This is a genomic window from Clostridium perfringens, from assembly GCF_016027375.1.
GTDB classification, from domain to species: domain Bacteria; phylum Bacillota; class Clostridia; order Clostridiales; family Clostridiaceae; genus Sarcina; species Sarcina perfringens.
Genome location: NZ_CP065681.1, coordinates 501,586 through 522,019 on the forward strand (window position 1 = coordinate 501,586; position 20,434 = coordinate 522,019).

A 20,434-nucleotide genomic window follows, 5' to 3' on the forward strand; every position below is an offset into this window, starting at 1 on the left:
AAAATTTATTTAGTTTAGTGCTAAAAATAACTGACAAATATTTATATAGTTATTATAGAATAACTTAATAATTATCAAGAAAAAAGTCTTAAAATTCGCAATGAGTGATACATAACCGGTTAACAGTATTAACAAAGTTTGTTATAATTATTTTAAATGCAGAATAAGAAGAAAAATATTTATAAAAATATATGTGTTTTATAAAGAATAAAATATGAATTATAAGTGGAAAATATATACTGGGAAATTTATATAGGTCAGGTGATTAATATGGAGAAGTTAAGTAGAAATAGTAGAGTATCGATTATAACAAAAGTTCTTATAGAAAATCCTAATAAAATAATAGGATTAAATAAGTTTTCAGATCTTTTAAATGCAGCTAAATCAACTATAAGTGAAGATATAGTTATTGTTAGAGAAGTGTTATCTAAGTTTTCTATGGGAAAAGTTGAGACAATAGCTGGTGCTGCTGGTGGAATAAGATATATTCCAGAAGTAGGAGAAATAGAAAAAAGAAAGTTTTTAGAAGAATTATGTGATATTGCAAGTGAAAGCAATAGAGTTGTTCCAGGTAATTTTTTATATGTTACTGATATAATGTTTAATCCAAGTATAATAAGTAAAGCTTCTATTATATTAGCATCTTATTTTCAAGATATGGATATAGACTATGTGATAACTGTGGAAACTAAGGGAGTTCCATTAGCTTACGAAGTAGCTAAATGCTTAGGAGTACAATTAATAACAGCAAGAAGAGATAGTAAAGTAACAGAAGGATCTACAGTTTCAATAAACTATGTTTCAGGAACATCAGGCAAAATACAACAAATGTGTTTATCTAGAAAATCATTAAAGCAAGGAAGCAAATGCATATTTATAGATGATTTTATGAGAGGCGGCGGAACTGCTAAAGGTTTAGTTGATTTATTAAAAGAATTCGATTCTGAGCTTATGGGAATTGGAGTATTAATAGACAATAAATTATCAACAAACAAAATAACAAAAGATTATGTATCTTTAATTGATATTGTTGAGATAAATGAGGATGGAGTGAAAATGGTACCATCTATGTAATTTCTACAGTTGTTGTGTTAAAGAATAATTTACAAAAAATATGAAAAAAAGAAGGATTTCTATATTTTTCATAGAATATACATAATAACAACAACTGGAGGTGTACCATAATGAATATTACAGATGTAAGAATTAGAAAAATATCTGCAGAAGGTAAAATGAAAGCCATAGTTTCAGTAACTTTTGAAAATCAATTCGTAGTACATGATATTAAAGTTATAGAGGGACAAAATGGACTTTTCATAGCAATGCCTAGCAGAAAGACACCAGATGGAGAGTTTAAGGATATAGCTCATCCTATAAATACAGAAACTAGAGAGCAAATTCAAAAAGCTATTCTTGATGAATATGAAAAGGTTAAAAACTTAGATGTGCAAGAATAATTTTAATAAAAGGAAGATATCTTCCTTTTATTTTTTTGTCTAACATAATAAATTCCATGTAAATGGCATTAATAAGTTATTATTGAAATAAGTAATTTATTAACATATAATTGAAAATGAGAAATTTGAAGATTTCTGAAAAAAATAAGAGATTAAATTTAAATAGTATAGCTTATATAATAAAATGAGTATCACAAAGAGGTGTTTTTATGAATAAATGTGCTATAATATTAGCAGCAGGTCAAGGAACTAGAATAAAATCTAAGTTACCAAAAGTTCTACACAAAGCTTGTGGAAAAGAAATGGTTAATCATGTTATTGATGCTATGAGAAATGCAGAGATAGATGATGTTAATGTAATAATAGGAAAAGGTGCTGAATTAGTTAAAGAAAGAACTACATCAAGAAATGTTAGTTATTCTTTACAAGCAGAGCAGTTAGGAACTGGCCATGCTGTTAAATGTGCAAAAGACTTTTTAGAAGGAAAAACAGGAGTAGTAGCTATATTTACAGGAGATGCTCCTTTAATAAAGCCTGAAACTGTTAAGAATTTAGTTGATACACATATCAATGAAAAGAATTCAGCTACACTGTTAACATCAGTGATAGAAAATCCAACTGGCTATGGAAGAATAGTTAGAAATGGTGAATCAGTTGAAAAAATTGTAGAACATAAAGATTGTAATGAACAAGAAATAAAAATACAAGAAATCAATGCAGGAATGTATTGTTTTGATATAGAAAGTTTATTAACTTCTTTAGAACAACTTTCAAATGATAATGCTCAAGGAGAATATTACTTAACAGATGTTATAGAAATATTAAAGAAAGAGAACAAGAAAGTTGGAGCAATGATCACAGATTTTGAAGAAACTTTAGGGGTTAATTCAAGAGCTGAGCTTGCTAAAGTTGAAAGCATAATGAGAAATAGAATAAATAGAACTCATTTAGATAATGGAGTTACTATAATAGATCCTCTAAACACATATATAGAACCAGAAGTAGTTATTGGTAAGGACACTATAATCTATCCAGGTAATGTTATAGAAGGAAAAACAGTAATTGGAGAGGATTGTGTTTTATATCCTAATTCAAGAATTAACAATAGTACAATAGGAAATGGTGTTGAAATTCAAAGTTCAGTTATTTTAGATAGTAAAATAGGTGATGAAACAACTGTAGGACCATTTGCTTATGTTAGACCAGAAAGTAATATTGGAGAACACGTTAGAATTGGTGATTTTGTTGAAATTAAAAAATCAACAATTGGAAATAATACAAAGGTATCACACTTAACTTACATTGGAGACGCTGAAGTTGGAGAAAGATGTAACTTTGGATGCGGTACAGTTGTAGTTAACTATGATGGAAAGAAAAAACACAAAACAATCATAGGTGATGATTCATTTATAGGATGTAATACTAATTTAGTTTCACCTGTAGAAGTAAAAGATAATACTTATATAGCTGCAGGATCAACAATAACTAAAGAGGTTCCAGAAGGAAGTTTAGCAATAGCAAGAGCTAAACAACAAAACATAGAGGGCTGGGTTGAAAGAAAAAAGCTTAAATAAGCATTAAATATACAAATGCCAAAGGCTAGGTTTAATTTTAAGGAGGTCTTCACTAAATGGAAAATCATTCAAAAAACATAAAAATATTTACAGGTAATTCTCATCCAGAATTAGCTAGAGAGATTGCAAAGGCGCTAAACATTCCTCTAGGTAAAGCTGAAGTTGGTACTTTCAGTGATGGAGAAATATCAGTAAATATAAAAGAAACTGTTAGAGGTTGCGATGTATTTATAGTTCAATCAACTTGTAGTCCTGTAAATAATAACTTAATGGAGTTATTAATAATGATAGATGCCTTTAAAAGAGCATCAGCAGGAAGAATAAATGCTGTTATACCTTACTATGGATATGCTAGACAAGACAGAAAAGCTAAGTCAAGAGATCCAATAACAGCTAAGTTAGTAGCTGACCTATTAACAGCAGCGGGTGCAGATAGAGTTCTTACTATGGATTTACATGCAGCACAAATTCAAGGTTATTTTAATATACCAGTAGATCACTTATTAGGCTCACCAATTTTAGCAAAATATTTTGTTGAAAAAGGATTAGCTGATAGAGATGATGTAGTTGTTGTTTCACCAGATTTAGGTTCAGTAACTAGAGCTAGAAAGTTTGCAGATAAACTTAATGCTCCAATAGCTATAATTGATAAAAGAAGACCAAAAGCAAATGTATCTGAAATAATGAATATAATAGGAGATGTTAAGGACAAAGTTTGTATCTTAATAGACGATATGATAGACACTGCAGGAACAATAACTAATGCAGCTAATGCTCTTAAAGATTTAGGAGCAAAAAATGTATATGCTTGTTGTACTCATGGAGTATTATCAGGTCCTGCATTTGAAAGAATAAATAACAGTGCTATTGAAGAGTTAGTTATGTTAAATACTATAGCTCTTCCAGAGGGAGAAGGTTTAAATAAGTTTAAATCATTATCAGTTGCACCAATTATGGCAGATGCAATAAATAGAATTTATGATGATGAACCATTAAGTGGATTATTCCAAGACTAAAAAAAAGAGCGCATATGTCGCTCTTTTTTTTATAAAATCACTAAAAATTGAAACTTTTTTTTAAACAAAAACGTTTAAATTTGATTAAAATGTAAAAATAAAATAATTTTGTTAATTATAAATTGATAAAAATCAATAAATGTTTTACACTTTATTTATATACATTAATAATATGTTAAATGAAAATATTTCATGTTTTTAAAGTATAAAACTGCATAAAATAAGGACAAATGTAGAATAGTTACAGAAAGGATTTTAAGAGGTGAATTTTATGGAAGGTTTATTAGGAAAGATTTTAATTGTAGACGACGATGAGAATATATGTGAAGTCATAAAAATGTATCTAGAAACTACAGGATATAACGTTAAAGTAGCTCATGATGGAAAGGCTGCTAAAGAAGAATTTGTTAACTTTAGCCCTAACCTAGTTGTATTAGATATGATGCTACCTGGAATTGATGGAATGGAAGTATTAAAGTGGATAAGAAAAGATAGTAACGTTCCAGTAATAATGTTAACTGCTAAAGGAGAAACTTTTGATAAGGTATTAGCTTTAGAAATCGGTGCAGATGACTATGTAGTTAAACCTTTTGAACCAAAAGAATTATTAGCTAGAGTAAAAGCGGTTATGAGAAGATATTCAGGAGAAGAGCCAGATAATGTAGTATTAAACTTCCCAGGTTTAACTATAGATGCTAACTCATATAAAGTTATATACAATGGAGAAGAAGTTAAGACTCCACCTAAAGAGTTTGAACTTTTACACTATCTTGCAAGCAACAAGAATAAAGTTTTCACAAGAGATCAATTATTATGTGAAGTTTGGGGATATGATTACCCAGGTTATTCAAGAACTGTTGATGTTCACATAAAGAGATTAAGAGAAAAATTAAACGGTGGAGAAGACTGGCAACTTGAAACTGTTTGGGGTGTTGGGTATAAATTTGAGGTGAAATAATGAGATGTCGTGGCTTAGTTCCAAAGTTAATCTTAACACTAAGCGTAACAATATGCATTACTTTCTTTATTGTAGGTATAATACTTTCTAGCTTGTTTAGAGAAGAATATTATCAAGAAAGATTAAAAACTTTATCTGGAGAAGAGGAAGTTATAGAACAAGTTGTAAATTCATTTATGAATAGTGAAACTACTTTAGGTGAATTAGATAAATCTATATCATTTATAGGAGATTCATTAAAAGCAGATATTTATTTAATTGATAGTTATGGTTACATATATTCAGTTTCTAATGAAAAATATGATTATTTAAAACGCACAAAAATAGATGATAATGATATGAAAACATTAAAGGAAAATATTCCTATAGAGCAGAAGAAAAAAATGAATTTATATATTCTAAACCTATCTTCTACAAGGGGGTATTTACAGGCGCTGTTTCAATAGTTACTCCTTTGAGTGCTTTATCAGATTCTCTTGTTAGAATTAATCAAATTGTATGGATGTGTGTAGCTATAGCTATAATTTTTTCTGGATTAGCAATATATTTTATTTCAAAAAAGATAATCATAAAACCTTTAAAAGTTATAAATAATGCTACTAAAAAGATTGCTAACGGAGAAATTGGAAATAGAGTTAATGTTTCTTATGATGATGAGGTCGGTGAGTTAGCTGAATCATTTAATATAATGGCAACTTCTATTGAGGAGGCAGAACTAAATAGAAGGGAATTTATATCTAATGTATCTCATGAGTTAAGATCACCAATGACATCGATTAAGGGCTTCATAACTGCCATATTAGATGGAGTTATTCCTAAAGATAAAGAAGAATATTATCTTGTTATAGTAAATGATGAGATAAGTAGATTAACTAGACTTATAAATGACTTACTAGATTTATCTGCTATGCAAGCTGGAAAACTAGAGTTTAATATAAGTGAGTTAGAATTAAATAGAATTATAGAGACAACTGTATTAAAGATGAATCAAAAGGCTGCAAGTAAAAATATAAAAATTGAAGTTCTCTTAGAGAGCGAAAAATTATATGTTTATGGAGATAATGATAGATTAATACAGGTTGTTACTAATTTAGTTGATAATGCTATAAAATACTGTGATGAAAATGGTGAAGTTAAAATATCAACTAAAACAAAGGGAAGTAAGATTATTGTTAGCATATTTAACACTAGTAAAGGAATAGATGAATATGATTTAACTCATATTTGGGATAGATTTTATAAAGTTGACAAGGCAAGAAGTAATAAAACTAGTACAGGGTTAGGATTATCTATTGTGAGAAATATAATACTGCAACTAGAAGAAGATATTTGGGCTGAAAATGTCAAAGATAAAAATGGTGAAATAAAAGGTGTTAGATTTAATTTTACTTTAACTAAAGTTAAATAAGTATTGCATAGGGGGTCTTTATGGGGAATTTTTTTAAGAACTCTAAAAAGGGGAAGGATCTCCATGGAGTAAATGAAAAAAACTATGACAATATAGTTATTAAAAAGGATAAAAAAAGGTTTTGGATAAAGAGCTTATTAAAGTTAATTAGTTTTGTTATTCTAGTTGTTTTAGTGAGTTTTATTGCCTTTAAACACTATACTAAAGATTTAACCATGAAAGAGCAAAAAGCAAATCTTTTAAATGAAATAAAAGATGGTAGATATGATATAACTAATTTAGTAAATAAATCAGGATGTAGTTTAGTTACAATCGGTGATGATAGTAATAACTTAGCTATAGGAAAAGATGATGGTAAAAATGTTTCTGGATCTATCATAAGAACAGATGGATACATAATAACTAGTTATAGTGCAATAAAGGATTTTTCAAAAGTCTATGTAAAAATATCAAGTAATGATATAAGTCCTTTTGAGGCTAGAATTGTTGGATTTGATAAGGATACTGACATTGCAGTATTAAAAATAGGGGCTAATGGATTAAAAAGTATTTCAACATCAGAATTAGAGGTTCTAGAAATAGGCGAAAAAGTTGCTACCTTAGGAAATACAACAAGTGAGGAACCTGTAGGTTTTGTATCTAATGGAATAGTTAGTGCGCCTATAAAGAAAACAAGCGTAGGAGAAGAAGGTCATTCTGATTCTAAGGTCTTTGATCTTATAGAAACTAATTCTTTAATAAATTCAGATAATAATAGTGGTATATTATGTGACTATAATGGAGTTGTTATTGGTATAAATAGTTTATATTTTACTAATAAATTTTCTAAACCAGGAATATATTATGCCTTAGAAATAAATGATGCTTTAAGAATAGCAGATTCTATAATAAGAAAAGGTGGCGTAACTGCAAGCGTAACCTTAGGAGTTACAGGATCTACTGTTGCAGATGAAAAGAGCAATATTTATGGAATTTATGTAGAAGATGTTGATAAAGGTAGCAATGCCTTTAATGCAGGAATAAAACCAACTGATATAATAGTTGAAGCTGATAATGAGAAGGTTAAGAATATAGAAAGCTTAGCTGACTTATTGAAAAAACATTCTGTAGGTGACATAATTAAACTTAAAGTTATAAGAGGAGATACCACAAAGGATATTTCTGTAACTTTAAATTGATTAAAAGAATATAACCCTTCACATAATTTAGTGAGGGGTTTTTTATTGTTTTATATTAATAGTAAAAGTATAATTAAAGAATGATTTAATTAAAAATTAAGAATTTAATCAACATGGAGGTTAATATGATTTTAATAGTTGGATTAGGAAATCCGGGAAAACAATATGAGCAAACTAGACATAACATTGGATTTGATGTAATTGATTATATGGCAAATAAGTATAATATTGATGTAAATAGGGAAAAATTTAAAGGTATTTGCGGTGAAGGATTTATAGAGAATAAAAAGGTTATTTTATTAAAACCTTTAACATATATGAATTTAAGTGGAGAAAGTATAAGAGAACTTGCTAACTTTTATAAGTTAGAAGATGATGAAATAATAGTAGTTTATGATGATATAAGTTTAGATATAGGAAGATTAAGAATAAGAGAAAAAGGTAGTGCTGGTGGGCATAATGGAATCAAGAGCATAATACAAAATCTTGGCGGAGATAAATTCCCAAGGGTTAAAGTGGGTGTAGGACAACCTAAAGATAACTTAGTAAATCACGTTTTAGGAAAATTCTCAAAGGAAGATAGGGAACATATAGAAAAGGTTATTCCAGTAGTAAGTGATGCAATAGTTGAAATTGTAAAAAATGATGCTAAGGAATCAATGAATAAATTTAATGGAGTTAATATAGAATAGTTTATTTATTTTAGAATGGTGGTGTTTAGATTGAGGTTACAGGGGTTAATGGCTCCCTTATTAAATAGTGAGGCTTTTCAAAAGGTTAAATCCTTTATGGAAAGCGGAAATTATCCAGTAATGATAAATGGTTTATCTGATTCGGGAAAATCATATTTTATAAATGGTATATATGAGGAATCAGATAAGCCTATAGTTGTTGTTACGCATAATGATATTGAAGCTAGAAATATATATGAGGATTTATCTTTTTACTTACCTAATGTGTATTATTTACCTTCAAGAGAGATTGTGTTTTACAATATAGATGCTATTTCTGGTGATTTAAGATGGGCAAGGTTAAAGGTTATAAAGGAAATGCTAAGAAGCACTAAAAAAATTATAGTTACTTCTATAGATGCTTTTGCAGCAACTTATACACCTAAGGAGCTTTATAAAAGTCATATATTAAAAATTAAAGTTGGAGATGAAGTCGATTTTAAAGAGATTTCTCATAAACTTATTGAATCAGGTTATGAAAGATTAGAGACAGTTGAAGGAAAAGGTGAATTTTCATTAAGAGGAGGAATATTAGATGTATTTCCTCCTAATTCTGCTAATCCTTTTAGAATAGAGTTATTTGGAGATGAAGTTGATTCTATTAGAACTTTTAATGTGGAGTCACAAAGAAGTATAGAAAAGGTAAAGAGGGCAGAAATATTCCCTGCTAAGGAAGTTATATTAAGTAAAGAAACTATAGAACATGCTATAGAAAAGATGAGAAAAGAACTTTCTGACTTTGAAAACAAAGTTTCTGATAAGGAAATAAAAGAGAGACTTAGAAAATTAATAGAAAGAAATATAGAATCATTACAAGAAAATTGGAGCTTTGAAACTATAGATAGTTATCTCCCATTTTTCTTTGATAAACCAGCAACATTATTTGATTATTTAAATAATTATACCTTTATAATTGATGACGCTAAAAGATGTAAGGGAAAGTTAGAAAGTACTGTATTTGAGTTTACTGAAAACTATGAAGCCTTCCTAGAAAGAGGAAGCATATTACCTTCTCAAATTAATTTAAGCTTAAGTGCTGAGGTGGTAGAAGAATCATTTAAGGGAAATAAAGTAATAAATCTAGCTCCTTTTGGAGATGGTGGATTTATAGAATCCTTAAACAAAGTTGAAGTGAAACAAAGTACTAAAAGTGGATATCAAGGTCAACTTGATATGCTTATAGATGATATAAAAGAGAATAAGAAAAATGGATTTAGAACTTTAATACTTTCAGGAACAAGACCAAGGGGAGAAAGATTAGTAAACACTTTAAGAGAATTAGAGATAGAAAGTGTATATAAAGACGAAGTTGATGAAATAAATAATGGAGAAGTTGTAATAACATTTGGAGAGCAGAATAAAGGATTTGAGTACCCAGATATAAAACTTTGTTTAATATCAGATAAGAGTGTTTTTGGTGAGGGTAAAAGAGCTAAAAAAACTAAGAGAAAAAAATCAAAAGGTGTATCTAAAATTAAGAGTTTTGCTGAGTTAAAGCCAGGAGACTACGTAGTTCATGTAAATAGTGGTATAGGTGTCTATAAAGGAATAAAACAAATAGAAGTTCAAGGACATAAAAGAGATTATTTAGACATTGAATATTCAAAAGGTGATAAATTATATGTGCCAGTTGAACAATTAGATTTAGTTCAAAAATATATTGGATCAGATAGTGCTTCTCCTAAGATAAGTAAATTAGGAGGAAATGAGTGGCAAAAAGCTAAGGCTAAGGTAAGAAAATCCATAAATGACATAGCTGGTGACTTAGTAAAATTATATGCTGAGAGATCTACTGTAAAGGGATATAAATTCTCAAAGGATACTCAATGGCAAAAGCAATTTGAAGATGAATTTCCATATGAAGAAACACCAGACCAATTATCAGCTATTGAAGATATAAAGAGTGATATGGAAGCAAACAAAGTTATGGATAGATTACTTTGTGGTGATGTTGGATATGGAAAAACAGAGGTTGCCATTAGAGCCGCATTTAAGGCCGTAATGGAAGGAAAGCAAGTAGCATTTTTAGTTCCTACAACAATATTAGCAGAGCAACATTATAAGAATATGAAAAAAAGATTTGCAGGATTCCCTATAACTATTGATATGATAAGTAGATTTAGGACTAAGAAGCAACAAACAGAAACTTTAAAAGCTTTAAAAGAAGGAAATGTTGATATATTAATAGGAACTCATAGACTTGTTTCTAAGGATATTCAGTTTAAGGATTTAGGGCTTCTTATTGTGGATGAAGAACAAAGATTTGGAGTGGCTCAAAAAGAAAAGATTAAGAGTTTTAAGAAGAATGTTGATGTTCTTACTTTAAGTGCAACACCAATACCTAGAACTCTTCATATGTCACTTACAGGAGTAAGAGATATTTCTGTAATAGAGACTCCACCAGAGAATAGATATCCTATTCAAACCTATGTTGTAGAACAAAATGATCAACTTATTAGAGATGCAATTTTAAGAGAAATTAATAGAGATGGTCAAGTTTATTTTGTTCATAATAGAGTTGAAAGTATTCAAGAGGTAGCTAATTATATACAAGAACTTGTTCCAGAGTGTAAGGCAACTGTAATTCATGGACAAATGACAGAGAGACAGTTAGAAACTGAAATGATAGACTTTATGGAAAGAAAGTATGATGTTTTAGTATGTACTTCCATAATAGAAACAGGAATTGATATTTCAAATGTAAACACAATGATAGTAAATGATGCAGATAAAATGGGACTTTCTCAGCTTTATCAATTAAGAGGAAGAGTTGGTAGAAGTAACAAGGTTGCTTATGCATATTTCTTATATCAAAGAGATAAGGTATTAACTGAGGTAGCGGAGAAGAGACTTAAAGCCTTAAAAGATTTTACAGAGCTTGGATCAGGATTTAAAATAGCCATGAGAGACCTTGAAATAAGAGGAGCTGGAAATATGATGGGATCAGCTCAGCATGGGCATATGGCGGCTATAGGATATGATTTATACTGTAGAATGTTAGAAGACACTATAAAAATTGTTAAGGGTGAAATAGAAAGAGAGCCAGTAGAGACAACTGTAGATTTAAAAGTGGATGCATTTATTCCTTCAAGTTATATAAAAGATGAAATTCAAAAGATTGAAGTATATAAGAAAATTGCTGCTATAGAAAATGAAGAGGATTATGAATATGTTAGAGAGGAATTAGAAGATAGATTTTCTAATATACCAAATACAGTTTATAATCTTATGGACATAGCTTATATAAAAAGTAAAGCTAAACTTTTAAATATTGAAGAAATAAAAGAAAAGAATGAAGATGTAATATTTATATTTGAAAGTAGAGAAAGAACAGATAAGAGAATATTTAAAGTACTTTTAGAAGAATATAAAGATGATATATTAATTGAATTTGGAGATAAACCAACAATTTTATATAGAGTGAAGGACAAGAAAAAAGAAGATGTTTTATCTACTTTTAAAGAGATGTTAGATAAGTTAATAGCTTTAAATAATTAATAATTTATAAATTGAAATATTACTGTAACATTGATATACTAAAATAGAATTTGACTAGAATATTATGTAAATTTTAATAGGAGAAAGGCGAGGTATTAGAATGGTAAGTGTAAAAAAAATAGTCGCATCTGCACTAGTGGGAGTTTTAATGTTTAGTGCTGTTGGGTGTAATATGGTAGAAAAAACTCAAGCCGCTATTGATAAGACGACTGTAGCTACAGTTAACGGAGAGAAAATAACTTTAGGAGAGGTTGATTCACATTTAAAAGGAGTCTTTGCTCAAATGAAAAGCCAATATGGTGATAAATATATGGATGACCCTCAAGTTGCACAACAAATATTACAACAAAGACAAAGTGTAGTACAGGGCTTAGTAACTGACAAAGTTTTAGGAATCGAAGCTGATAAATTAGGAATAAAACCATCAGAAGAAGAGATTAAGAAAAAAGTAGATGAGCAATTTGAGAATATCAAAAAAGGAATGGGAGATAATTTTGATAAAGCTTTAGAGGCTGAAGGATATACAGAAGATACATTCAAAGATGTAATAAAAAATCAAGTTATAAATCAAGCCGTTCAAGATTATATTATTAAAGATGTAAAGGTAACTGATGAGGATGCACAAAAATACTATGATGAGAATAAACAACAGTTTGTAGCTAAGGATTCTGGAGTTCTTACAAAACACTTATTATTTGAAAATGAAGAAGAAGCTCAAAAAGCTTATGATGAAATTCAATCAGGAAAAACAACATTCAATGATTTATTTACAAAATATGAAAATAATAAATCAGAGAATAAGAAACCTATAGCAGAAAACTTAGGAGTAGTACCTGCAGAAAACTCAGGATTAGTTCAAGAGTTTGTAGATGGATTAAAACCATTAAAAGAAGGAGAAATATCTAAGCCTATAAAAACTCAATTTGGATATCATATAATTCAAGCTGGAGCTACTTATGAAAAAGGAGCACAGTTACCATTTGATGAGGTTAAATCACAAATAATACAAATTTTAAAACAACAAAAAGATTCAGAGAAATTTAAAGCTGATATGGATCAATGGAAAAAAGATTTAAATGTTAAAGTTTATGATGATAAATTACAAGAAGGTTTAAAAATAAGCAAATAGTTTTATTAAGACTTATGGAAGTTATTCCATAAGTCTTTTTTTAGAGTTTTTTAAGAGATATTTTCTTAAATTGGCTATTAAATTTAAAGATGACATAAATATAATCAATATGCATAAAATTTCAAATAAATTAAATACTATTAGTGTAGACAAAGATTAGTGATTAGTATTTATACAGGGAGGTACATATAAATGAAAGCTACTGGAATAGTAAGACGTATTGATGATTTAGGTAGAGTTGTAATACCTAAGGAAATAAGAAGAACTTTAAGAATAAGAGAAGGGGATCCTTTAGAAATCTTTACTGATAGAGATGGTGGAGTAATATTAAAAAAATACTCACCAATAGGGGAACTAACAGATTTTTCAAAGGAATATGCTGAAGCTCTACAACAATCTACAGGACACATAATTCTGATATCAGATAATGATGCATTTATATCTGTAAGTGGAACTTCTAAAAAAGAGTTTTTAGAAAGAAAAATAAGTGATGAGTTAGAAGATATAATGGATAAGAGAAAATCAGTAGTATTAAGTGCTACTAATAAAAACTTAATACCAATCCATAGTGACGATGATGAAAGTAAATATAGTGGGCAGGTTATAGCACCTATATTAGCTGAGGGTGATGCTATAGGGTCTGTAGTTATACTTTCTAAAGAAGGTAAAGCTTTAGGAGAGGTTGAACAAAAACTAGCAGAAACAGCAGCTGCATTCTTAGGCAAACAAATGGAACAATAAAGCTATCATAATTAAATATTTGTATTTTAAATAGTAATAATACCTCTGAATTTAAAATAATATAAAATGAGACTTAATTTAGAGAAAGTAAATCCTTACTTAAATTAAGTAATATTAAATCCACGCACTTTTTATAGTATTTTAATATAATTTGGTTAATTTAAATTTGGAGGTATTTTATGAAGAAACAATCCCTTATAAAAGGTAGTCTTGTACTTGCTTGTGCTGGTATTTTAGCCAAGTTTCTTGGTTTATTTTTTAGATGGCCATTAATAATGTTAATAGGAGATGAAGGTTTAGGATATTATCAAATGACCTATCCCTTATATATGCTTTTTGTTGCCATTGCAGCAGGTATACCTATAGCAGTATCTAAATTAGTATCTGAAAAAAATGCTCTAGGAAAGTATGAGGAAAGTTTTCAGGTAATAAAAGAAGCTTTAAAGGTAATGGTTTTACTAGGAATAGGGACAAGCATCTTTTTAGCTGTAGGTGGTAAATTTCTTTTACCATTTTTAAAATGGGATGATAAGGCCTATTATTCTATACTAGGAATTTGTTTAGCTCCTACATTAATAGGAATAATAACCCCTATTAGAGGTTTTTTTCAAGGATTTCAGAATATGACTCCAACAGCTATATCTCAAATACTAGAGCAAATAGGTAGAGTTATAGTTGGTGTTGGATTAGCTTATATATTGATAGATAAAGGAATTGAATACTCAGCAGGGGGAGCATCCTTTGGAGCAGTAGCTGGAGCCTTTGTAGCAGCCTTATATTTAATTCCTAAATATAGAAAGATAAAAAATAGTTTTAAACTAGGTAAGATAAAAGGTAGTCATAAAATATTTATGGAAATAATAAATATAGCTCTTCCTATATCTATAGGTGCTGCCGTAGGAAGTGTTATGGGGGTTATAGATTCTGTCTTAGTTCCTCAAAAGCTTTTACAAGCTGGGTTTACTGGCCAAGAGGCCACAGTTTTATATGCTCAGCTTACAGGGAAAGCTACTGTGTTTACCAATATTCCTATGACCTTAGCTACTGCATTAGCTGCCTCAATAATACCTATAATTTCTGAATTATATATTCTTAAAGATAAGGTACAAGTTAAACAAAAAATAGATACTACAATGAAATTATGCATGATAGTTTCTATCCCATGTTTTTTAGGTTTATTTTTTATGGCAGAACCTATAATGAATCTTTTGTTTCCAGGAAAAGCTGATGGCTTTATGATATTAAAATATTTATCAATTAGTGTTCCATTTTTAGTTGGGACGCAGATAACAACATCCATATTACAAGGAATGGGATATTATTATAGACCTGTTTTTCATCTTTTTATAGGGTGTATATTAAAAGTGGTATTAACTATGAATTTAATACCTATAAGATCTTTAAATATTTATGGTGCTGTAATAGCAACAATAATATCTTATTCTGTGGTATTAATATTAAATTTAATATATATGGCTAAGAGATTTAAATACGCTCCTAATATAAAAGATGTAATAATAAAGCCTATCTTCGCATCAATTTTAATGATTGGTACAGTTTTATATTTATATACACAAGCTTTAAAATATAGTGGAAGTAACAGTATATCTTGCTTAATAGCTGTATTTGTGGGTATTATTATATATATGATATCATTGTTTGTACTTAAAATTTTTAGCGTAGAAGAAATAAAGGGACGACTAAGAAATTAATTTTTATAAGTTGCGAAGGAGAATATAGAATGCTTAAGATAATGGGTCTAGGGCCAGGTGCCTATGAAGCATTAACAATAGGTGCTTTAAAAGAATTAAAAAACAATAAAAATATATATTTTAGAACAGAAAAACATCCTACAGTGGATTTCTTAAAAGATGAAGGAATTAAGTTTGAATCATATGATCATGCATATGAAAAATATGATAGCTTTGATGATGTATATAAATATATTGCAGAGGATTTAATAACTAAAATTAAGGATGATGAGGATTTAATATATGCAGTGCCAGGTCATCCTTTAGTGGCAGAAAAATCAGTAATTAATTTAATTGAATTATGTAAAGAAAATAATATTCAGTATGAAGTTTTGCCAGCAGTTAGCTTTGTAGATGCTATGATGGAAGCTTTGCAAGTAGATCCAATAGAGGGTGTAAAAATAATTGATGCCTTTGACATGAAAAATCAAATATTAGATAAGCGTGTTGGAACTATAATAACTCAAGTTTATAATAATTTCATAGCTTCAGAGGTTAAGTTAAGACTTTTAGAAGGATATGAAGATGATACTGAAATAATATTTGTAAGAGCGGCTGGAGTTGAAGGCTTAGAGAGTATAAGAAAAATACCTTTATATGAATTAGATTGGCAAGAAGATATAGATTATTTAACTTCAATATATATACCTAAGGATTTAGGAAATAAAAAAGATTTTCAAGATTTATTAGATATTATAGAAACTTTAAGAAATCCAGGTGGATGTCCTTGGGATAGAGAGCAAACTCATGAGAGTTTAAAGAGTGCTCTTTTAGAAGAATGCTATGAAGTGATAGATGCTATTGAAAATGAGGATGAGGATGCTTTAATAGAAGAGCTTGGTGATGTTTTACTTCAAGTCGTATTCCATGCTTCTATAGGTAAGGAAGATGGATATTTTGATATTATGGATGTAATAGGTGGAATATCAAATAAAATGATAAATAGACATCCTCATGTCTTTGGAAATGAAGAAGCAAATACCTCAGAGCAAGTTTTAGTAAATTGGGATGAAATTAAGAAAGAAGAAAAAGGTATTAAAACTTTAACAGAAGAAATGCAAAACATAGCTAAATCTCTTCCAGCTGCAACAAGAGCTTATAAGGTTCAAAAGAAAGCTAAAAAGGTAGGTTTTGACTGGGATGATGTAAATTGTGCTATGGATAAAGTAAAAGAAGAATTAAATGAAATAAAAGAGGTTTATAATTGTGAAGATAAGTCAATAATAGAAGGTGAAGTAGGTGACTTACTTTTTGCTTGTATAAATGTAGCAAGATTCCTAGAAGTTGATGGAGAATTAGCTTTAGATAAAACAATTAAAAAGTTTATAAAGAGATTCTCTTATATTGAAAATGAAGCAATAAAAAACAATAAGAATTTAAAAGATATGACCTTAGAAGAGATGGATAAACTATGGGAAGAGGCTAAAACAAGTGAAAAATAAGTGTTTTTACTAATTTATGGCTTGTTAAAATGAAAAAAAGCATAAATTTTAAAAAAAATGCAAAAATATCAGTATTTTTAGGGCAAAAATTGAAAGTATTGACTATACAAAGAAAGAAATATATATTATGATAATATAAGTTGATACTAGTTCATTTGGATAACTGGTAAACAATTATTGCAGTAAACTAACTGGAATTTTAAGGAGGATGTAAAAGTGAATAAAGCAGAATTAATAACAAGCATGGCTGAAAAAAGCAACTTAACTAAAAAAGATGCTGAATTAGCTTTAAAAGCATTCATAGAAAGCGTTAGCGAAACTTTAGAAAATGGTGACAAAGTTCAATTAGTTGGATTCGGAACTTTCGAAACTAGAGTAAGAGCTGAAAGAGAAGGAAGAAACCCAAGAACTAAAGAAGTTATAAAAATACCTGCTTCAATAGCTCCTGTATTCAAGCCAGGTAAAGAGTTAAAAGAAAGAGTTAACGCTTAATTTTAGATATTTTAAGTTTGGTTAATTTAACTTTAAAAAAGCCCGAGTTATTTCTCGGGCTTTTTTATCTATTAATGAAGTTTCTTTAAGATTAAGGAGGATATCCTATGAGATTAGATAAATATTTAAAGGTTTCTAGAATAATTAAAAGAAGAACAGTTGCTAAGGAAGCTTGTGAAAGTGGAAGAGTAATAATAAATGGAAAAGTTGCAAAACCTTCAAATGATATAAAAGAAGGGGATATAATAGAAATATTATTTGGAAACAGAACTTTAAAAGCAAGAGTTATAAACATTGCTGAGCATGTTAGAAAAGAAAATGCTAAAGAGATGTATGAGATATTAGAAGGCGAAGAAGATAAAGAATAATATGGTTTACTTAAAGCTTTATTATTAAAAATGACTAATATAATTTAAAAGATTATATTAGTCATTTTTTTGTGTAAAGATGAATAATCATAAGTTAGGGAAAATATTTTTTTACATAGGAGGCTTTCTTATGACTGATAAAAAAAGTGAAAATAAAACCATACAAGGTGCTAGCAGTTTATCTTTAGAAAATAGAAAAATTTTATCTATTACAGGTGTAAATGAAGTTATAAACTTTGATGAAGAAAAAATAAGTTTAAAAACAGATTTAGGTCCATTATTAATAAAGGGATCTGAGTTAAAGATGAATAAATTAGATGTTCAAAATGGGGAGGTTATAATAGGAGGATTTATAAGTAATATTGATTATTTAAATAAAAAAAATAAGCGTAAAAGAAATATAAATTTACTTTCTAAAATATTTAAATAGGTGGGAGATATGCTTTTAGATATAAATATTCAATTTAAAATTGTTATTTTTGCAATATTATCTGGAATAATAATTGGATTTTTGTTTGATATTTATAGAGAATTTAGAGGTGTTTGCAAAAATAAAATATTAATAACAATTGAAGATATATTATTTTGGATATGGTGTAGTTTAATTGTATTTGTATTTTTACTAAAATATAATTATGCCCTTATAGGTGTGTATGTATATGTGTTTATGGGGATAACTTTAGTTATTTATTTAAAAACATTATCTAAATATTTTAGAAGAATACAACATAAAATTCTAGCTATACTATTAAAGAATCTGAGAATAATATTCAAAAATATAAGATATGCATTTAAAAATACATTCACAAATTAAAAAGTTAATTCATAAGGTAAAAATTGCTTGAATTAAGCTATAATAGTGTTTACAATAGACTTATATCGTACCGTTGCAAGTATGGGGGTATAAGAGTGAAAAAAAGAATGAATTTAAAAAATATGGTAATAATTATATTAATTGCTATATTGGTTATTTCTTATGTTAGACAAGAACTTACAATGAACAAAATACACAAAGACATAGAAGCCAAGCAAACTCAGCTTAATGAGCTTCAAGATAAAAATAAGAAGTTACAAGATGAGGTAAACCAATCTTCAACAGACGAATACATAGAGAGAATGGCTAGAGAAAGATTAGGTATGATTAAGAATGGCGAGAAGGTTATTACTAACTCAGATTCACCTCAAGACAAGCAAAATAATTCTGAAGTAAAAAACAATCAGAATAAATAAGGTTATTATTAAAAATAACATATATTTTATTTATAAATTTAAGGAGGAAACTTTTAAACATGACCTTAATGGCAGGAAACATATTAGAGGGTAGAATAATTAACATCACAAACTTTGGTGCGTTTGTTGAAGTGGAAGGAAAGACAGGTTTAGTTCATATATCTGAAGTAGCAGATACTTATGTTAAAGATATAAGAGAGCATCTTAAAGAAGATGACAAAGTTAAAGTGAAAGTAATATCAGTTGATGATAAAGGCAAAATAAGCTTATCAATAAAGCAAGCTATGCCACCAAAGAAGAAATCTGTTAAACCTGCAGATTTTGATTGGAATAATGAAAAGAAAGCTAAGCCAAAACAAAACTTTGAAGATATAATGTCAAAGTTTTTAAAGGATAGTGAAGAAAGACTTCAAGATGTAAAAAAACATCAAGATGTAAAACAAAGAAAAAGAAAATCAATATAATATTTCTTAAAATCCCTTGGAGCATATCTAAGGGATTTTAAATTTAGCTTTTATATTTTGTCTTTGTATAATTTAATACTTATTTAAAATAGAATTTCAATAATAAAATATAGATTATAATAAAAATATTTCTTTATTTTAATTATTTTTAAGCTTAATTTTTTTATGTTTTTTAGTTTTTTCTAAAAAATCATATGAGATTATGGAGTTTTTTTATGATTTTTTTTAACTAAACCTTAGATTTCATGAGGGTTTATTAATATTTATAATAAATTTTATAAAAAACTTTAAAAAATATGTTGACAGTATGCTTGTGCTTATGTATAATAAATCTTGTCGTTGGGAAACACGATGACATGCCGAAGTGGCGGAACTGGCAGACGCACAGGACTTAAAATCCTGCGGTGCTAACACACCGTACCGGTTCGATTCCGGTCTTCGGCACCATAACATCGCGGGGTGGAGCAGCTGGTAGCTCGTCGGGCTCATAACCCGAAGGTCGTAGGTTCAAGTCCTGCCCCCGCAACCACATGGCGGGATAGCTCAGCTGGCTAGAGCATTCGGTTCATACCCGAAGGGTCGCAAGTTCGAATCTTGTTCCCGCTACCATTTAAACTTAATATATGCCGAAGTGGCGGAACTGGCAGACGCACAGGACTTAAAATCCTGCGATGCTAACACATCGTACCGGTTCGATTCCGGTCTTCGGCACCAATAATATCGCGGGGTGGAGCAGCTGGTAGCTCGTCGGGCTCATAACCCGAAGGTCGTAGGTTCAAGTCCTGCCCCCGCAACCACATGGCGGGATAGCTCAGCTGGCTAGAGCATTCGGTTCATACCCGAAGGGTCGCAAGTTCGAATCTTGTTCCCGCTACCATTTAAACTTAATATATGCCGAAGTGGCGGAACTGGCAGACGCACAGGACTTAAAATCCTGCGATGCTAACACATCGTACCGGTTCGATTCCGGTCTTCGGCACCAAAACTCATCTTAAAA

The 20,434-nt window shown here is 29.2% G+C and carries 20 protein-coding genes and 7 tRNA genes; all 27 read left to right on the top strand.

Translation table 11 applies throughout. The features are described 5' to 3' along the window. Positions 1–270 precede the first annotated feature (270 nt). The 27 genes from purR (at position 271) to I6G60_RS02660 (ending at position 20,419) form a co-directional block, all read left to right on the top strand. Positions 271–1,074 carry a pur operon repressor gene (gene purR / locus I6G60_RS02535; RefSeq protein WP_003456678.1) on the top strand — a complete coding sequence of 268 codons (804 nt, stop codon included), beginning with the start codon at positions 271–273 and terminating at the stop codon, positions 1,072–1,074. A gap of 110 nt (positions 1,075–1,184) precedes the next feature. Next, a complete protein-coding gene (gene spoVG / locus I6G60_RS02540) occupies positions 1,185–1,457 on the top strand; it encodes a septation regulator SpoVG (RefSeq protein WP_003450704.1) in 273 nt (90 codons plus the stop codon). Between the two features lie 209 nt (positions 1,458–1,666). After that, a complete protein-coding gene (gene glmU, locus I6G60_RS02545) occupies positions 1,667–3,031 on the top strand; it encodes a bifunctional UDP-N-acetylglucosamine diphosphorylase/glucosamine-1-phosphate N-acetyltransferase GlmU (RefSeq protein WP_003456738.1) in 1,365 nt (454 codons plus the stop codon). Positions 3,032–3,087: 56 nt separating this feature from the next. Beyond that, positions 3,088–4,047, top strand: a complete 960-nt coding sequence (locus tag I6G60_RS02550; RefSeq protein WP_003456820.1) for a ribose-phosphate diphosphokinase — start codon at positions 3,088–3,090, stop codon at positions 4,045–4,047. Between the two features lie 271 nt (positions 4,048–4,318). After that, a complete protein-coding gene (locus tag I6G60_RS02555) occupies positions 4,319–5,005 on the top strand; it encodes a response regulator transcription factor (protein WP_011010926.1) in 687 nt (228 codons plus the stop codon). Continuing rightward, the gene (locus tag I6G60_RS15240; RefSeq protein ID WP_223932480.1) at positions 5,005–5,451 is read left to right on the top strand and encodes a hypothetical protein; all 447 of its coding nucleotides are present in this window, start codon (positions 5,005–5,007) and stop codon (positions 5,449–5,451) included. The genes I6G60_RS02555 and I6G60_RS15240 overlap by 1 nt, the downstream gene beginning before the upstream one ends. A gap of 8 nt (positions 5,452–5,459) precedes the next feature. Further along, positions 5,460–6,413: a HAMP domain-containing sensor histidine kinase gene (locus I6G60_RS02560; RefSeq protein ID WP_223932479.1), complete on the top strand. Its 954-nt coding sequence runs from the start codon at positions 5,460–5,462 to the stop codon at positions 6,411–6,413. 20 nt (positions 6,414–6,433) lie between these two features. Next, positions 6,434–7,591, top strand: coding sequence for a S1C family serine protease (locus I6G60_RS02565; protein WP_003462949.1), 1,158 nt, complete (start codon positions 6,434–6,436; stop codon positions 7,589–7,591). Between the two features lie 125 nt (positions 7,592–7,716). Continuing rightward, positions 7,717–8,283, top strand: coding sequence for an aminoacyl-tRNA hydrolase (gene pth, locus I6G60_RS02570; RefSeq protein ID WP_003450588.1), 567 nt, complete (start codon positions 7,717–7,719; stop codon positions 8,281–8,283). A 30-nt stretch (positions 8,284–8,313) separates the two neighbouring features. Next, on the top strand, positions 8,314–11,820 hold the full coding sequence (gene mfd / locus I6G60_RS02575; RefSeq protein WP_057232190.1) for a transcription-repair coupling factor: 3,507 nt from the start codon (positions 8,314–8,316) through the stop codon (positions 11,818–11,820). Between the two features lie 100 nt (positions 11,821–11,920). After that, positions 11,921–12,949 (top strand): peptidylprolyl isomerase, encoded by a 1,029-nt coding sequence (locus I6G60_RS02580; RefSeq protein WP_003479293.1) that lies wholly within the window; start codon positions 11,921–11,923, stop codon positions 12,947–12,949. A gap of 192 nt (positions 12,950–13,141) precedes the next feature. Continuing rightward, complete coding sequence (spoVT, locus tag I6G60_RS02585; protein WP_003472465.1) at positions 13,142–13,690, top strand: stage V sporulation protein T; 549 nt, start codon at positions 13,142–13,144, stop codon at positions 13,688–13,690. A gap of 179 nt (positions 13,691–13,869) precedes the next feature. Continuing rightward, entirely contained in the window at positions 13,870–15,402 is a 1,533-nt protein-coding gene (locus tag I6G60_RS02590) for a putative polysaccharide biosynthesis protein (protein ID WP_003467866.1), read from the top strand. 29 nt (positions 15,403–15,431) lie between these two features. After that, positions 15,432–16,883, top strand: a complete 1,452-nt coding sequence (yabN, locus tag I6G60_RS02595) for a bifunctional methyltransferase/pyrophosphohydrolase YabN (protein ID WP_057232187.1) — start codon at positions 15,432–15,434, stop codon at positions 16,881–16,883. A 216-nt stretch (positions 16,884–17,099) separates the two neighbouring features. Further along, complete coding sequence (locus tag I6G60_RS02600) at positions 17,100–17,375, top strand: HU family DNA-binding protein (protein ID WP_003450698.1); 276 nt, start codon at positions 17,100–17,102, stop codon at positions 17,373–17,375. Positions 17,376–17,482: 107 nt separating this feature from the next. Then, positions 17,483–17,743, top strand: coding sequence for an RNA-binding S4 domain-containing protein (locus I6G60_RS02605; RefSeq protein ID WP_003450572.1), 261 nt, complete (start codon positions 17,483–17,485; stop codon positions 17,741–17,743). A gap of 130 nt (positions 17,744–17,873) precedes the next feature. Further along, positions 17,874–18,173, top strand: a complete 300-nt coding sequence (gene yabP, locus I6G60_RS02610) for a sporulation protein YabP (RefSeq protein ID WP_003479288.1) — start codon at positions 17,874–17,876, stop codon at positions 18,171–18,173. 9 nt (positions 18,174–18,182) lie between these two features. Then, positions 18,183–18,557, top strand: coding sequence for a spore cortex biosynthesis protein YabQ (gene yabQ / locus I6G60_RS02615; RefSeq protein ID WP_003467923.1), 375 nt, complete (start codon positions 18,183–18,185; stop codon positions 18,555–18,557). A gap of 95 nt (positions 18,558–18,652) precedes the next feature. Next, on the top strand, positions 18,653–18,973 hold the full coding sequence (locus I6G60_RS02620) for an FtsB family cell division protein (protein ID WP_057232185.1): 321 nt from the start codon (positions 18,653–18,655) through the stop codon (positions 18,971–18,973). Positions 18,974–19,032: 59 nt separating this feature from the next. Then, positions 19,033–19,437, top strand: coding sequence for a S1 domain-containing RNA-binding protein (locus tag I6G60_RS02625; RefSeq protein WP_003450336.1), 405 nt, complete (start codon positions 19,033–19,035; stop codon positions 19,435–19,437). A 358-nt stretch (positions 19,438–19,795) separates the two neighbouring features. After that, positions 19,796–19,884: transfer RNA gene (locus I6G60_RS02630), tRNA-Leu, on the top strand. A 6-nt stretch (positions 19,885–19,890) separates the two neighbouring features. Next, positions 19,891–19,966, top strand: a tRNA-Met gene (locus tag I6G60_RS02635). Positions 19,967–19,969: 3 nt separating this feature from the next. Beyond that, positions 19,970–20,046: transfer RNA gene (locus I6G60_RS02640), tRNA-Met, on the top strand. Between the two features lie 16 nt (positions 20,047–20,062). Continuing rightward, positions 20,063–20,151: transfer RNA gene (locus I6G60_RS02645), tRNA-Leu, on the top strand. Positions 20,152–20,158: 7 nt separating this feature from the next. Next, positions 20,159–20,234: transfer RNA gene (locus I6G60_RS02650), tRNA-Met, on the top strand. Between the two features lie 3 nt (positions 20,235–20,237). Further along, positions 20,238–20,314, top strand: a tRNA-Met gene (locus tag I6G60_RS02655). A 16-nt stretch (positions 20,315–20,330) separates the two neighbouring features. Then, positions 20,331–20,419: transfer RNA gene (locus tag I6G60_RS02660), tRNA-Leu, on the top strand. Positions 20,420–20,434 lie beyond the last annotated feature (15 nt).